14 protein-coding genes are annotated in these 13,690 nt (G+C 68.1%); 6 read left to right on the forward strand and 8 right to left on the reverse strand.

Annotated elements, in window-relative coordinates; all coding sequences use genetic code 11:
• The 4 genes from BLR03_RS00720 to BLR03_RS00735 all read left to right on the forward strand — a co-directional run.
• Positions 1–1,063, forward strand: a 1,063-nt coding sequence (locus BLR03_RS00720; protein ID WP_091248794.1) for an aspartate ammonia-lyase, incomplete at its 5' end; no start/stop codon positions are given.
• 13 nt (positions 1,064–1,076) lie between these two features.
• Entirely contained in the window at positions 1,077–2,657 is a 1,581-nt protein-coding gene (locus BLR03_RS00725) for an amino acid permease (protein WP_254788088.1), read from the forward strand.
• 194 nt (positions 2,658–2,851) lie between these two features.
• On the forward strand, positions 2,852–4,168 hold the full coding sequence (locus BLR03_RS00730; protein ID WP_091248181.1) for an ATP-binding protein: 1,317 nt from the start codon (positions 2,852–2,854) through the stop codon (positions 4,166–4,168).
• A 181-nt stretch (positions 4,169–4,349) separates the two neighbouring features.
• Positions 4,350–5,894 (forward strand): carboxylesterase/lipase family protein, encoded by a 1,545-nt coding sequence (locus tag BLR03_RS00735; RefSeq protein WP_254788089.1) that lies wholly within the window; start codon positions 4,350–4,352, stop codon positions 5,892–5,894.
• On the opposite strand, the gene BLR03_RS00740 is transcribed toward BLR03_RS00735, so the two are convergent.
• Complete coding sequence (locus BLR03_RS00740; RefSeq protein WP_091248183.1) at positions 5,891–6,496, reverse strand: HD domain-containing protein; 606 nt, start codon at positions 6,494–6,496, stop codon at positions 5,891–5,893. The two genes, BLR03_RS00735 and BLR03_RS00740, sit on opposite strands and share 4 nt — an antisense overlap.
• Positions 6,497–6,505: 9 nt before the next feature.
• Positions 6,506–7,387: a tRNA glutamyl-Q(34) synthetase GluQRS gene (gene gluQRS / locus BLR03_RS00745; RefSeq protein WP_091248185.1), complete on the reverse strand. Its 882-nt coding sequence runs from the start codon at positions 7,385–7,387 to the stop codon at positions 6,506–6,508.
• Between the two features lie 337 nt (positions 7,388–7,724).
• Between gluQRS and BLR03_RS00750 the strand changes: the two genes are divergently transcribed.
• Positions 7,725–8,183 (forward strand): Lrp/AsnC family transcriptional regulator, encoded by a 459-nt coding sequence (locus BLR03_RS00750; protein ID WP_175460378.1) that lies wholly within the window; start codon positions 7,725–7,727, stop codon positions 8,181–8,183.
• Between the two features lie 24 nt (positions 8,184–8,207).
• Here BLR03_RS00750 and BLR03_RS00755 read toward each other — a convergent pair whose 3' ends face one another.
• The gene (locus BLR03_RS00755) at positions 8,208–8,663 is read right to left on the reverse strand and encodes an Lrp/AsnC family transcriptional regulator (protein ID WP_091248190.1); all 456 of its coding nucleotides are present in this window, start codon (positions 8,661–8,663) and stop codon (positions 8,208–8,210) included.
• A gap of 118 nt (positions 8,664–8,781) precedes the next feature.
• Here BLR03_RS00755 and BLR03_RS00760 point away from each other — a divergent pair, with 118 nt between their 5' ends.
• The gene (locus tag BLR03_RS00760) at positions 8,782–9,444 is read left to right on the forward strand and encodes a LysE family translocator (protein ID WP_091248192.1); all 663 of its coding nucleotides are present in this window, start codon (positions 8,782–8,784) and stop codon (positions 9,442–9,444) included.
• 22 nt (positions 9,445–9,466) lie between these two features.
• Here the strand turns inward: BLR03_RS00760 and BLR03_RS00765 are convergent, their stop codons facing one another.
• From BLR03_RS00765 to BLR03_RS00785, 5 genes are all read right to left on the reverse strand, one after another.
• Positions 9,467–9,823 (reverse strand): nuclear transport factor 2 family protein, encoded by a 357-nt coding sequence (locus tag BLR03_RS00765; RefSeq protein WP_091248195.1) that lies wholly within the window; start codon positions 9,821–9,823, stop codon positions 9,467–9,469.
• A gap of 81 nt (positions 9,824–9,904) precedes the next feature.
• Positions 9,905–10,966, reverse strand: coding sequence for a hypothetical protein (locus tag BLR03_RS00770; protein WP_254788090.1), 1,062 nt, complete (start codon positions 10,964–10,966; stop codon positions 9,905–9,907).
• 32 nt (positions 10,967–10,998) lie between these two features.
• Positions 10,999–11,499: a DUF456 domain-containing protein gene (locus BLR03_RS00775; RefSeq protein WP_091248197.1), complete on the reverse strand. Its 501-nt coding sequence runs from the start codon at positions 11,497–11,499 to the stop codon at positions 10,999–11,001.
• Positions 11,500–11,572: 73 nt separating this feature from the next.
• Positions 11,573–12,784 (reverse strand): NAD(P)-dependent malic enzyme, encoded by a 1,212-nt coding sequence (locus BLR03_RS00780; RefSeq protein WP_175460358.1) that lies wholly within the window; start codon positions 12,782–12,784, stop codon positions 11,573–11,575.
• 292 nt (positions 12,785–13,076) lie between these two features.
• Positions 13,077–13,664, reverse strand: coding sequence for a TetR/AcrR family transcriptional regulator (locus BLR03_RS00785; protein ID WP_091248199.1), 588 nt, complete (start codon positions 13,662–13,664; stop codon positions 13,077–13,079).
• Positions 13,665–13,690 lie beyond the last annotated feature (26 nt).

Below are 13,690 nucleotides of genomic sequence, written 5' to 3' on the forward strand. Positions count from 1 at the left end.
CGCCAACCGGGCCCTGGAAATCCTCGGCCGCCCCAAGGGCGACTACGCACGGCTGCACCCCAACGACCACGTCAACCTCAGCCAGTCCACCAACGACGTCTATCCCACGGCGGTCAAGCTCGGCACGATCTTCGCCGCCCGGGAACTCCTCGAAGCGCTCACCGAGCTCGAGGACGCCTTCGCCGCCAAGGCCCTTGAATTCCGCACGGTGGTGAAGATGGGCCGCACCCAACTGCAGGACGCCGTCCCCATGACACTCGGCCAGGAATTCGGCACCTACGCCGTCACGATCGGGGAGGACCGGCTCCGCCTGGCCGAAGCCGACCTGTTGATCCACGAAATCAATCTCGGCGCCACGGCGATCGGCACCGGCCTGAACGCCCCGGCCGGGTACGCCGCGGCCGCCTGCCGGCACCTGGCCGACATCACGGGCCTTCCGCTCGTCACCGCAGTGGACCTGATCGAGGCCACGCAGGACGTCGGCGCCTTTGTGCACCTCTCCGGCGTGCTGAAGCGGGTCGCCGTGAAACTGTCCAAGATCTGCAACGACCTCCGGCTGCTCTCCTCCGGCCCGCGCGCCGGGCTTGGCGAAATCAACCTTCCCGCAGTGCAGTCCGGCTCCTCGATCATGCCCGGCAAGATCAACCCGGTCATCCCGGAAGTGGTCAGCCAGGTCGCCTACGAGGTCATCGGCAACGACGTCACCATCACCATGGCCGCCGAGGCCGGCCAGCTCCAGCTCAACGCCTTCGAACCGATCATCGTCCACAGCCTCCACAAGAGCATCTCCCACCTGGAAGCCGCCTGCCGCACCCTCACGGCCCGCTGCGTCCGGGGCATTACCGCCAACACCGAGCACCTCCGCCTCACGGTGGAACAGTCAATCGGCCTCGTCACCGCCCTCAACCCGCATCTGGGCTACGCCACAGCCACGGCCATCGCGCAGGAGGCCCTCGCCACCGGCAAGGGCGTCGCGGAACTCGTCCTCGAACACGGGCTCCTGACCGAGGAGCAGCTCACCGAGCTCCTCAGCCCCGAACGCCTCGCCAACCTGAGCAAGTAGACAAAGGATTCCCATGACTTATCCCGACACTGCCCGCGCCCAAAAACAGCAGGACCAACAGCCCGCCAACCAGCGGCCGGCCGTCACCGACCACACCATTCCGGCGCATGCCCACGCCACCGAGGCCGCGCTCCACGCCGAGGACCAGGGCTACCACAAGAGCCTGAAACCCCGGCAGGTCCAGATGATCGCGATCGGCGGCGCCATCGGCACCGGCCTGTTCATGGGCGCCGGAGGCCGCCTCGCCACCGCCGGACCGGCCCTGATCATCAGCTACGCCGTCTGCGGCTTCTTCGCCTTCATGATCCTGCGTGCCCTCGGCGAACTCGTGATGCACCGGCCGTCGTCGGGCTCGTTCGTGTCCTACGCACGCGAATTCTTCGGCGAGAAGGCCGCATTCGTCACCGGCTGGCTGTACTGGCTGAACTGGGCCATGACCGCGATCGTGGACATCACCGCCGTCGCTCTCTACATGAACTTCTTCAAGAAGTACTGGGCCCCCATCGCTGACGTGCCGCAGTGGGTCTGGGCCCTGGCCGCCCTGATCCTGGTCCTGGCCCTGAACCTCATCAGCGTCAAGGTGTTCGGCGAACTCGAATTCTGGTTCGCGCTCATCAAAGTGGTGGCGCTGGTGTCCTTCCTGCTCGTGGGCATCTACTTCGTCATCTTCGGCACGCCCGTCGGTGGCCACGAGGTCGGTTTCAACCTGATCGCGGACAATGGCGGCCTGTTCCCCAACGGCCTTTTGCCGGCAGTCGTGGTGATGCAGGGCGTCGTGTTCGCCTACGCCTCGATCGAGCTGATCGGCACCGCCGCCGGCGAGACGGAAAACCCGGAGAAGATCATGCCGCGGGCCATCAACACGGTGATCGTGCGCATCGCAGTGTTCTACGTCGGCTCGCTCGTCCTGCTCTCGCTGCTGCTGCCCTACAGCTCCTACAAGGCCGGCGAAAGCCCGTTCGTGACGTTCTTCGGTTCCATCGGCGTGGACGGGGTGGACGCCATCATGAACCTCGTGGTCCTTACTGCGGCGCTGTCCTCGCTCAACGCCGGACTCTACTCCACCGGCCGGATCATGCGCTCCATGTCCGTGTCGGGTTCCGCGCCGAAGTTCGCCGCCCGGATGAACAAGTCCGGTGTCCCCTACGGCGGCATCGCCCTGACCGCCGGTGTGGCCGTCCTGGGCGTCGTCCTGAACGCCGTGGTCCCCGCCGAGGCCTTCGAGATCGTCCTGAACGTCGCGTCGCTGGGCATCATCAGCACGTGGGCCATGATCGTGTTGTGCCAGATGCAGCTGGCCCGGCTCGCGGCCCGCGGGGAACTGCTCCGGCCTTCCTTCCGGATGCCCGGCGCCCCCGTCACAGGCTGGATCACCCTGGCCTTCCTCCTGGCGGTGCTGGTCCTCATGGCGTTCGACTCTCCGGTGGGAACGTGGACGATCGCGTCCCTCGTCGTCATCATCCCGCTCCTGATGCTCGGCTGGCGCCTCTGCCGGCACCGCATCATGGAAATCGCCGCCGTCCGCGACGGCTTCACCGGCCCGTACCCGCTCGTGGCCAACCGGCCTGGCCCTGGGTCGCCGGGCGGCAATTAGCACCTCCCGCGCGTCTGGCTCGCAGTTGTTGTCGTTTTGAACCTCAGAACGACAACAGCTGCGAGCCGGTTCTACGTTTGTCGGCGTAATGCAACGCCCCCGCAACCTCTGATCGAGGCGGTTCGCATATGCTCAGCAGACCAGCTCACACTGGCGCCCACCGGCTCAGCGACGAACCATCCGGGAGACACTTCATGACCAATTGGCGGATCAGGGACTTCCACTCGGCAGATCTTGACGGCATCCTGCACCTTTGGGAATCCCTCAAGGAATCGAATGTGGAGCCTGTCTACGCGCTCTCCGAGGTCCTGGCCTCGTGCGAAAAGGACCATGCCGTCGTGGCGGTGCAGGGCGAGCAGGTGGTGGGCGCCGCCGTCGGACGTGCCGCCCATGACCAGGGCTGGATCGTTTTCCTGGCGACGCTGCCCGAGTTCCGGGGCCGCGGCATCGGGACCTCGCTGCTGGCCGCCGTCGAGAACCGGATGGCGCCGCACGGGCTGAACAAGCTCTCCGCGCTCATGCCGGAATCCGAAACCCGGGTGGAAGCGTTCCTGGGCCGCGGCTTCGTGCTGAAGAAGAACCTGCGCTACTTTGAGCGGAAAATTCCGGTCCAGCGCCAGGAGCTGGAACCCCTCAGCCAGCTCGGCGGCCGCATCCTGGCCCGCGACCTGTGGGAGAACGTGGCCGGCATGCGCCGCGAAAAGGAACTGCTGGAACGCCGGCTTGTCCTGCCCCTTGCCGAGGCCGACCTCGCCGACGAATACGGCGTGGTTCCCCCGCGCGCCGTCGTCCTCTTTGGTCCGCCCGGCACCGGCAAGACGACGTTCGCCAAGGCGATCGCGTCCCGGCTCGAGTGGCCCTTCGTGGAGGTCTTCCCCTCCCGGCTGGCCGCCGATCCGCAGGGCCTGGCCGGGGCGCTGCGCGAAACATTCCTGGAGATCGCCGAACTCGAGCACGCGGTGGTCTTCATCGACGAGGTCGAGGAAATCGCCTCGCAGCGCTCGGGCGAGCCGCCTTCTCCCCTGCAGGGCGTGACCAACGAGCTCCTCAAGATCATCCCCGCCTTCCGCGAACAGCCCGGCCGCATCCTGGTCTGCGCCACCAACTTCATCCGCGCCCTGGATTCGGCGTTCCTGCGCCACGGCCGGTTCGATTACGTCATCCCGATCGGTCTGCCGGACCGGCAGGCCCGCGAGGCGATGTGGCAGCGCTTCATCCCCGCCGCCGTGGTGGACGACGTCGACGTCGAGCTGCTCGTGGACCGCACCGAGGGCTTCTCCCCCGCGGACATCGAGTACGCGGCCCGCAGCGCCTCCCAGCGGGCGCTGGAAAAAGCGGTGTACGACGACGGCGGTGCGGCGTCCGGGGGCGATCCCGCCTCCCGTGCGGCTGTCCGCAAGGGCCCCTCCACCCAGGACTATCTCGATGCCATCCGGGACACCCGGACGACGGTCAGCGATGAGGTGCACCAGGACTTCCTTGAGGACATCGACGCCTTGGGCCGGGTGTAGCCAAAGCAACGCGGGGAACCGTGATCCTGTTTCTGACGATTGTCAGCGGCGTGGCCTGGACCGCTTTGGCGGGCCCGACGCCCTTTGCTGTCGGCAGTTTGAAGCCCGCAGGGCCGCAGCTGTCCAGCCGGTGACCTTCGGCCCTTTCCGGCGCGCCGCGGGACCTGCCAGAGTGGCGGTTATGGCCATGGACGCTGTCGTCACCACCCACAACGGCACGCTGCGGGGCACGGAGGCCGGCGGCGTCGCGTCCTTCCTGGGCGTCCCCTACGCGGCGCCGCCGTCCGGGGGGAACCGGCTCCGGCCGCCGCAACCGGTTGAGCGGTGGACGGGCGTGCGGGATGCCACGCACTACGGGGCGTCGCCTCCCCAGGTTGCTCCGCCCCTGGGTGCGGGCACCGACTGGGACACCGGGCTGACCGGGGAGGACTGCCTGAACCTCAACATCTGGACGCCCGCTACAAGGGCGACCGCAGGGACGTCAAGAGCAGGGGCGGCCGGACTCCCGGTGATGGTTTGGATCCAGGGCGGCGCCTTCGAGGTCGGCTCGACGGCGGCGTACGACGGCCGGAACTTCGCCCGGGACGGCGTCGTGTGCGTCGTGATCAACTGGCGGGTGGGCGCCGACGGCTTTCTCTACCTCGGCGACGGGCACGCCAACGTAGGCCTGCTGGATCAGGTCGCGGCCCTGGAGTGGGTCCGCGACAACATCGCGGACTTCGGCGGCGACCCCGGAAATGTCACCGTCTTCGGCGAGTCCGCCGGCGCGATGAGCATCGGCATCCTGCTGTCCATGCCCCGTGCCGAGGGTTTGTTCCGGCGGGCCATCCTGCAGAGCGGGGCAGCCCACCACGTGATTCCCGAACCGGTCGCGGAACGGATCGGCCGGTCCCTTGCCGTGAAGCTGGGCGTGGCGCAGACCCGCGAGGCTATGGCGGCGGTTCCGGTCGAGCGGTTCCTCGCGGCGCAGGCGGAGCTGAAGGTCGAGTTGCTGGCGCATCCGGATCCGGAGCGCTGGGGCCGCGACGTCGTGGCGAGCCTGATGCCCTGGCAGCCGGTGATCGACGGCGAGGTCATTCCGCGCCGTCCCATTGACCGGATCGCCGCCGGGGCCAGCGCGCACGTCGACGTGATCGTCGGCACCAACACCGAGGACTGGAAACTGTTCCTGGCCATCACCGGCGTGCTCGCCAGGGTTACGGAAGAGAGCCTGAGCGGCAAGGACAGCATCGAGGGCTTCCCGCCGCCTGCCGCCTACGGCCTCCCGGTCCAGGCTGGGCTCGAAACGTATCGGGCCCACTACCCCGATGCCGGCCCCGGCGACCTTCTTGCCGCGGTGCAGACTGACTGGTGGGTGCGGATCCCGGCCATCCGCCTGGCCGAGGCCCACGCCGAGGCGGCGCAGGGTACCGGAGCGGGCACCTACATGTACGAGTTCGCGTGGGCAGCACCGGGCCTCGGCGCGGTCCACGCGTTGGAAGTGCCGTTCGTCTTTGACAACCTGGACACGACGGCCCGGCTGTTCGGGCCGCTCCTGGGCGACAACCCGCCGCAGGCACTGGCGGACTCCCTGCACGCCGCCTGGGTGTCTTTCGCCGCCACCGGGGACCCCGGCTGGCCGGCGTACGAAACCGCCCGTAGGGCCACCATGCGCTTCGACGTCGCCCCGGGTGTGGTGAACGACCCCCGGTCCTGGGAACGCTCCCTGTGGGAGGGAATCCGCTAGACGACAGCGTCCGGGTTGTCGTAGGCCAGGTTCTCGTAGTCGGTGTCGTCCGCCTCGTCGAGCATGTCGTCCAGTTCCTGCAGCAGCCACGGGTTGATCCGGGCCAGGATCTTTCGGGTCTCCTCCACGGGGACCGCGGCGTAGAGCACCGGGCGGGCCTCGTCGTAGCGGGTGACCGGCGGCTTGTCCGGCCACTTCTCCGCAAGCGCCTTGACGCGTTCGGGCAGCGAATTGTGTGCATTGTCGGCAATCTTGACCAGGGTGGCGTCGTGGTCTTCGGCGATGTAACGGATGCCCGCCTGGTAGTCGTCCGGGTTCTCGTGCAAGCGCTTCGTGACGCGCTCAATAATGTCGGCGGCCCGCTCGGAAACCCCCATGTCCAGGAGGGCCTGCCGGGTCATCGGGGTGTCCTCGGCAATGTCGTGGAGGTACCCGGCGATCTGGATGTCGTCGTCGAAGTCCGCCAGCGCATCCCCGACGGCGAGCACGTGCTCGCGGTACGGCCGCTTGAGCTTGTCCTTCTGGCGGTTGTGGGCCACCTCGGCCAGGACCTTGGCTGTCTCAACGGTGAAGCGGGGCTGGGGGTGTGCGGGCTCGGTCATGGATCCAGCCTACGCGCCGGGCCACACCCAGGGCTTCCGTGGCAGCGCGGCCGGGTCGAACACGGCAAGGGCACCGGCAAGGGGGCCGGGGGGAAGCCCGAGGGATGCCAGCAGGATGTCCCGGACCTCGTCGGCTCCCACCCCGGCCCGCGCCAGGTCCGCGAGCGTAACGGCGCCGTCACGCTTGGCCAGCCGGGCGCCGTCGGAGTTCAGCACCAGCGGAACATGGGCATATTCCGGAACAGGCATATTTAGGAGGGACGCCAGGTAGGCCTGGCGCGGCGTGGAGGGCAGAAGGTCGTCCCCGCGGACCACCTGGTCGATGCCCTGCACGGCATCATCCACCACCACGGCGAGGTTGTAGGCGGTCACGCCGTCATTGCGCCGGAGCACGAAGTCGTCCACCACTCCGGTGTAGTCGCCGTGGAGCACGTCCCGCACCGTCGTCTCGGCCACGGCGGCACGGAGCCGGACTGCCGCCGGCCGGGCGGCCCGCCTGGCGTCGCGCTCCGCGCCGCTCAGGTTCCGGCAGGTCCCCGGGTAGGCGCCCAGCGGGGCGTGCGGCGCGGACGGGGCCTCCTGGATTTCGCGGCGCGTGCAGAAGCACTCGTAGGTCAGTCCGGCGGCCGTCAGCTGCGCGGTCGCCTCGGCATACAGGTGCTCACGGTCCGTCTGGCGCACGACGCCGCCGTCCCAGGTCACGCCGATCGCCGCAAGATCGCGGAGCTGCTCCGCCTCGGCACCGGCCCGGGCCCGGTCCAGGTCCTCCACCCGCATCAGGAAGCGCCGCCCCGTGGACCGGGCAAAAAGCCACGCCAGGATGGCCGTCCGGAGGTTGCCGACGTGAAGTTCGCCGGAGGGACTGGGAGCGAAGCGGCCGGCAGACGTCATGGGTCCAGCCTATGCCGGGCAGCACAAGAGCCCCTCAGCTACCGATGACTTCGGGACATCCGACGTCGGTAGCTCAGGGGCTCTTGCCGTGTTGTGGTGCGCTGTGCGGAATGACGATGCGTGAACAAGAGTCAGTCAGCGGCAGGTTCCTTGCGGGAGCCTCATCCAGGGTCCGGGTGGTGTGCCGGGGTTCCTGTAGCCTTCGGGACCGTGGCGGTAGCCGCGTCCCTTTGTTGTCACCATTTGAGCAGAAGACCTACAGTTGGTGCAACGGACCTGACCCGGAGTAGTCAGTCTGATCAACTACAGCCGGAAGAGTGAACAGGAAGTGGTCATTTTGCAGGAGCTCGACGCGACCGACCGGCGGATCCTCGCCGCACTGGACGACGATCCCCGCGTGCCGGTCATGCTGCTGGCGCAAAAGCTGGGCCTGGCCCGGGGCACTGTGCAGTCCCGCCTGGAGCGGATGTCGGCGTCGGGCGCGCTCCGGCCCAACAGCAGCCGGGTCCTGCCGTCCGCCCTGGGCCGCGGCGTGGCGGCCGCGGTGAGCGCGGAACTGGACCAGAGCCACCTCAACGAGGCGATCGCGGCCCTGCGCAACATCCCCGAGGTGCTCGAATGCCATGCCCCAGCCGGGGACACCGACCTCCTGATCCGGGTGGTGGCCAAGAGCCCGGACGACCTCTACCGCGTGTCCGAGGAAATCCGGCTGTGTCCCGGCATCGTCCGGACCTCGACGAGCATGTTCCTGCGCGAGGTCATCCCCTACCGGACGACGGGACTCCTGGGCGCCTGAGCCCGGCAGCCCCGAAGTCATCGCTCAGACCGGCGGCCCGACGTTGGACTTCAGGTTCTTCATGACCAGCGTGGACGTCAGGCGTTCGACACCGGGAAGGGAGGTCAGTTCGCTGTCGTAGAAGCGCTGGTAGGACGGAAGATCCTCCGCGATGACCTTGAGCAGATAGTCCGGCGAGCCGAAGAGCCGCTGGGCTTCGACGATGTTGGGGTTGTCCGCTACCCGGTTCTCGAAGATCTCCATCGTCGATCGGTCCACCTGGCGCAGCGTTACGAACACGATGGCCTCGAAGCCGAGCCCGACGGCGGCCGGATCGATGTCCGCCCGGTAGCCCCGGATGATCCCGGCGGCCTCCAGCTCCCGCAGCCGGCGATGACAGGGGGCCACGGTCAGCCCGACCTTCGAGGCCAGCGCCGTGGCGGTCATGCGCCCGTCCATTTGGAGGTGGCGCAAAATACTTCTGTCAATATTGTCAATCACGCAAGAATCTTACCGTGAAGGGGCGATTCTTCGGTAAATAGGCGAACACTTCCGGGCGGGATTTGCCTAGAGTTTTCCTTGTACCTGCTACGAGGTACTGCATCCCCTGGAGCCTGCCGTGAACCCCCAGCTTTTCCTCGCCTTCCTGGTTGTCGCCGTCGCCCTGGCCTGCACCCCCGGTGTCGACTGGGCGTACTCGATTGCCGCGGGGCTGAGACAGCGCAGCTTTGCTCCCGCCGTCGCCGGGCTGTGCGGCGGCTACGCCCTGCACACCGTGCTCCTGGTGCTGGGACTGGCGGCACTGCTGGCCGGTATGCCCGGCGTGCTCGGCTGGCTGACGGCGGCGGGCGCCCTCTACCTGCTGTGGCTGGGCTACAGCACCCTGCGGTCCTGGCGCGGCGCCACCTTCAGCACCGGCACGGACGCTCCGCCGGCGGCGGCCCCCGCGAGTCAGTTCCGGATCTTCCTCCAGGGCATCGGCATCAGCGGGATCAATCCCAAGGGACTGCTGTTCTTCGTGGCCCTGGTGCCGCAGTTCGTCAGCCCGGACGCCGCGCTGCCCGTTCCGGTCCAGTCGGGCTTGCTCGGGCTCACGTTCGTGCTGCTCGTGGGCGTCATCTACAGCTGCGTGGCCCTCCTGGCCCGGAAACTGCTGCACGCGCGGCCGGGCGCCGCCCGTCAGGTGACGCTGGCCAGCGGGATCATCATGCTGATCCTGGGCGCCGTGCTGCTCGCTGAACAAATCGTGCCCGCCGTCAGCGCGGCGATGACCCGCGCCTGAGCCGGCGAATCCACGGCAGAGGCTATTTGCGCTGCATGTACCACTCGGTGAAGGACGACGCGCGGCCGTCCGCGGTGAGCTGGATGATCCACAGGTTGTCATAACTTCGGCTGTTGCCGCGGTAGGTGGTCAGGCCCTGTACAAATGCCCGGCCGCCGTCGACCCCCAGCAGCTTCCACTCGAACGTCCAGTCATCCGGCTCGTCGCGCCCGGCGAGCCAGTGCTCGACGATGTCTTCCCGGCCGCGCCAGGGTTCGGCCTCCTGGGGGCTTGTCGCATAGATGGCGTCCTCGGTGAACAGCGCCCGGATGTCCTCCGGGTCGTTCGTCGTCCACGCCGTGATGTAGTGCTGCATCCAGCGCGCCACGGCATCTCTCATGCCTCGTTTGTACTACCCGCCACGGAGGCCCGCAAGAGTAGTGGATACGTGGATTTGGCCACCCAGTGGCCCGGTGACCTGTCAGCCGTCGCTAGCGCTGCCGTATTCGCGGTCCCAGAGTTCGTGCAGTTCCGCGTCCTTGCGAACGACCTCCACATGTTCCACCTCTGTCGATTTCCGGCGTTGCCATTCGCGGCTGCCGAACGTCTTGCGGCCCGCCTCGAGGATAAGCAAAGCCTGGTCCGTCAGCGCGTCGCTGCGCAGCGCCAAGTGCGTCTTCCGACGCCGCAGGACCTCCTGAAGGGCGGAACGGGACGCGCCGTAGGCTCCGAGCCTCCGAAGGCATCGGGCACGCACCAGCAACAGCGCGGCGGCCAGATCGTCCGCGTTCAGCAGCCCCTCGGTGTCTCCCACCACGTCAACGTCGTGTCCCAGCTCTGCCGCAAGGGAACACCGGGCCAGAGCCAGCGGCAACGACGGCGGCAGGCCGGCCAGCGCCGCCAGGGCCTCCTCCGTCTGGCCGGTCTCGCGCAGGGAATGCGACAGGGCCAGGACCACGGCCTCCCCGCTGAAGAGCACGGGTACTTCGATCCGCTCGGCAACCTCTACCCTGGTGACCACACCCGCCAGGTACACTGCGGCGTAGCGGTTGGCGTCGGCGTCGTTCCGGAGGCTCAGGCCATGCTGCAGGAGCTCGGAGGCACGCAGATGACCGCCGTGCGAGTACGCCAGCAGCCCGGCCATCAGATAGCAAAGCCCGGACCAGCCAGGGTAGGTGCGGGCCAGGGCAATCAGCCTGTCCGGCTCGGTGCTGCCGAAGACGGCGGAGTGCACGGCTTTCGCCGTCTTGCCCGGCATCCGGCCGGCCACTTTGCCCAGGCGGGGCACCCCGCCCTCGGCAGCGAGCGTCCCGGGAGCCCGGCCGGCCATGAGTCCGGTCACCACACCGCCGACGTTGCCGGCCAGGCCGCGGACGGGCGTCCGGACCACGGCTTTGCGGAAGGGGGTCAGATCGCGGGTATCGGTATACGGCCTGCCCTGCCCCCGGGACTCGCCGGCGGGGCCAGGACCCGTGCGGACTGGGCCCGCGGGGCTAGGAACACTTGGCTTCAGGTGGGCGGATTCGCCAGATGCGGCGTTCATTCCCTCATGCTAGTAGGACCGGCCGGCCCCTGCTAGGCGGCCGCGGCCACCCAGAGGCCGATCACCCAGGTGCTCGCGGAAAGGCACGCGAGGCCGAATTCCACGATCATGCCAAGGCCCGTGGCCTTCAGCGCCGCCCAACTCGACGCCACTGCGGTACTGAACACCCGCGTACGCTGCAGCTCGCTGAGCAGAAGCCCGGCCGCGAAGCCCACGAACAGCCCGACGACGGGGATGATGAACATGCCGGCCACGCCCAGCACCAGCCCCACCACCACGGAACGGCTCGGGATGCTGTGCTGCTTGAGTTTCCGGCCGGTCAGCACGGTGCTGGCGGCCATGCTGGCCAGGACGAAGGCCAGGCCGATCCCGAAAACCACCCAGCCCGTGGTTCCGGCGCCGCCCCACAGCGCCCAGGCGAACAGGCTCAGCCCGATCAGGATGCTGCCCGGCAGCACGGGGAGGATGGTTCCGGCCACGCCCACCAGGATGGCGAGGCCGCACAGCACGGTCACGGCACTCTCGGGGTTCATGGCCCCAGTCTAGAACGGCGACGGCGGCGCTCCCCCCAAGGAAGCGCCGCCGTCGTCGTTTGGTCAGCTGTGGCTACTCTGCTTCGACCGCCGCAGCGACTGCTGCGGAGACCGCCGGGGCAACCCTGGGGTCAAGCGGGCTGGGCACGATGTAGTCGGCGGACAGGTCGTCTTCGGCGAGTTCGGCGATGGCGCGGGCCGCGGCGAGCTTCATGGCCGGGGTGATCCGGCGGGCGCCGGCGTCCAGGGCTCCGCGGAAGATGCCTGGGAAGGCCAGGACGTTGTTGATCTGGTTCGGGAAGTCGCTGCGTCCGGTAGCCACGACGGCCGCGTACCTGCTGGCGACCTCCGGCAGAACTTCCGGGTCCGGGTTGGACAGGGCGAACACGATCGAGCTGTGGTTCATCAGCTTCAGGTGCTCCTCGTCCAGCTTCGAGGAAGAGACGCCGACGAACACGTCGGCGCCGAGCAGCGCCTCGCCGGGGCCGCCGGTCACGCCGCGCGGGTTGCTGCGGGCGGCGAGCTCGGCCTTCTTGCTGGCCGGATCCGCGGCGATGTCCGCGCGGTCCTTGCTGATCGCACCGCGGGAGTCCAGGAGGACGACGTCGCCGACCCCGGCCGTCAGCAGGATTTCGGCGACGGCGATGCCGGCGGCTCCGGCGCCGGAGACCACCACGCGCAGGCTCTCGAGCGTCCGGCCGGTCACCTTGGCGGCGTTGGTCAAGGCGGCGAGGACCACGACGGCGGTGCCGTGCTGGTCATCGTGCATGACCGGGCAGTCCAGGGCCTCGATGAGCTTTTCTTCGAGTTCGAAGCACCGGGGCGCGGCGACGTCCTCGAGGTTGACGGCGCCGAAGCTCGGGCGCAGCCGGACGAGCGTCTCGACGATTTCGTCGACGTCGGTGGTGTTCAGGACCAGCGGGATGGAGTCGAGCTCTCCGAAGGCCTTGAAGAGCGCGGACTTGCCCTCCATCACGGGCAGCGAGGCGCTGGCCCCGATGTTGCCCAGGCCCAGCACGGCTGTGCCGTCGCTGACGACGACCACGAGGCGCTGGGCCCACGTGAGCGTCTTGGCGAGCTCCGGGTTGGCGTGGATGGCGCGGCTGACCTGGGCGACGCCGGGCGTGTAGGCGATGGAGAGGTCTCGCTTGCTGGCAAGCGGGACAGTGCTGGAAATCGACAGCTTGCCGCCCTGGTGGGATGCGAAGATTTCCTCGTCGCTGAGCGCGGCAACTGTCTCGGCCGGGGAAGCGGAATCGGCGGGAATGATCGTTTCAGTGGACACGTCGTTGTCTCCTGGGAATCACCGTGGGCGCACGGCACATGGAAGCTTGAGCACGTCAGATGCTCAAGTTGGTCTGTCGGGGGCGTCGGCGGCAACCAGAGGTGGCGGTCGCCGGTGGAACCCCCGGAGTTGCTGGCGTCAGCCTGCTCCGGTCTAGCCATGGTAAACAACGCGCCCTGCCGATGAGGCGGCGCTGCAGTCATTCCGCGCGATGGTGAAACGTTTGCCCATCATATTATGTGACTTAGATCACGCGCATGGAGGAGTTTTCGGCTCCACCGGTCTAGACCAGTTACGCGGCCTGTCGTGCCCCCTGCAGAAGCGAACAGGCTTTCTTGAGGTCCTCTTCAGCTTCGAAGAGGGACAGCCGGCGGCAGCGGACGGCCTGGACCAGCCCGGTGACCGTCAGCAACAGGACCCTGGCGACGGCGGCGTCGCCGCACGCGGCCGTCACGGCCTTTTCGGCTGTCGCATCGATCTCGCGGAGCAGCCGCGTGGTGTCCGTGTCCTTGACGTATACCGCACGGTTGAGGCTCTGCTCCACGGCAGGCTGCATGAGGCGCATGTGGAAAATCTCCATCACCACCCCCACCAGGGCCTGGAGCGAAGCTTTTCCCGCCGCCGGCGAGCTCCCCGCGAGGAGTTCGCCCAGTTGCTTGCGGTACAGCGCCAGGACCAGCTGGGTGGCCGAGGGGAAGTAGCGGTACAGCGTCCCCAGGGGAACATCCGCCTTGGCCGCCACCTCGGAAAGGACTACGGAGTCCAGGCCCTTGCGGGCAAACCCTGCAGCAACGTCCAGAATCCGCACGTAGCGGAGCCGTTGCCTAGGCAGAGTGGGGGGAGGGGCCATCGGTGGAAGATCTGAGTGAAAGTCAGGCATCAGCAGCGTTCCGGGGGTCGTTTTTC

It is taken from the genome of Arthrobacter sp. ok909 (genome assembly GCF_900104405.1).
In the GTDB taxonomy this organism is placed as follows: Bacteria; Actinomycetota; Actinomycetes; order Actinomycetales; family Micrococcaceae; genus Arthrobacter; species Arthrobacter humicola.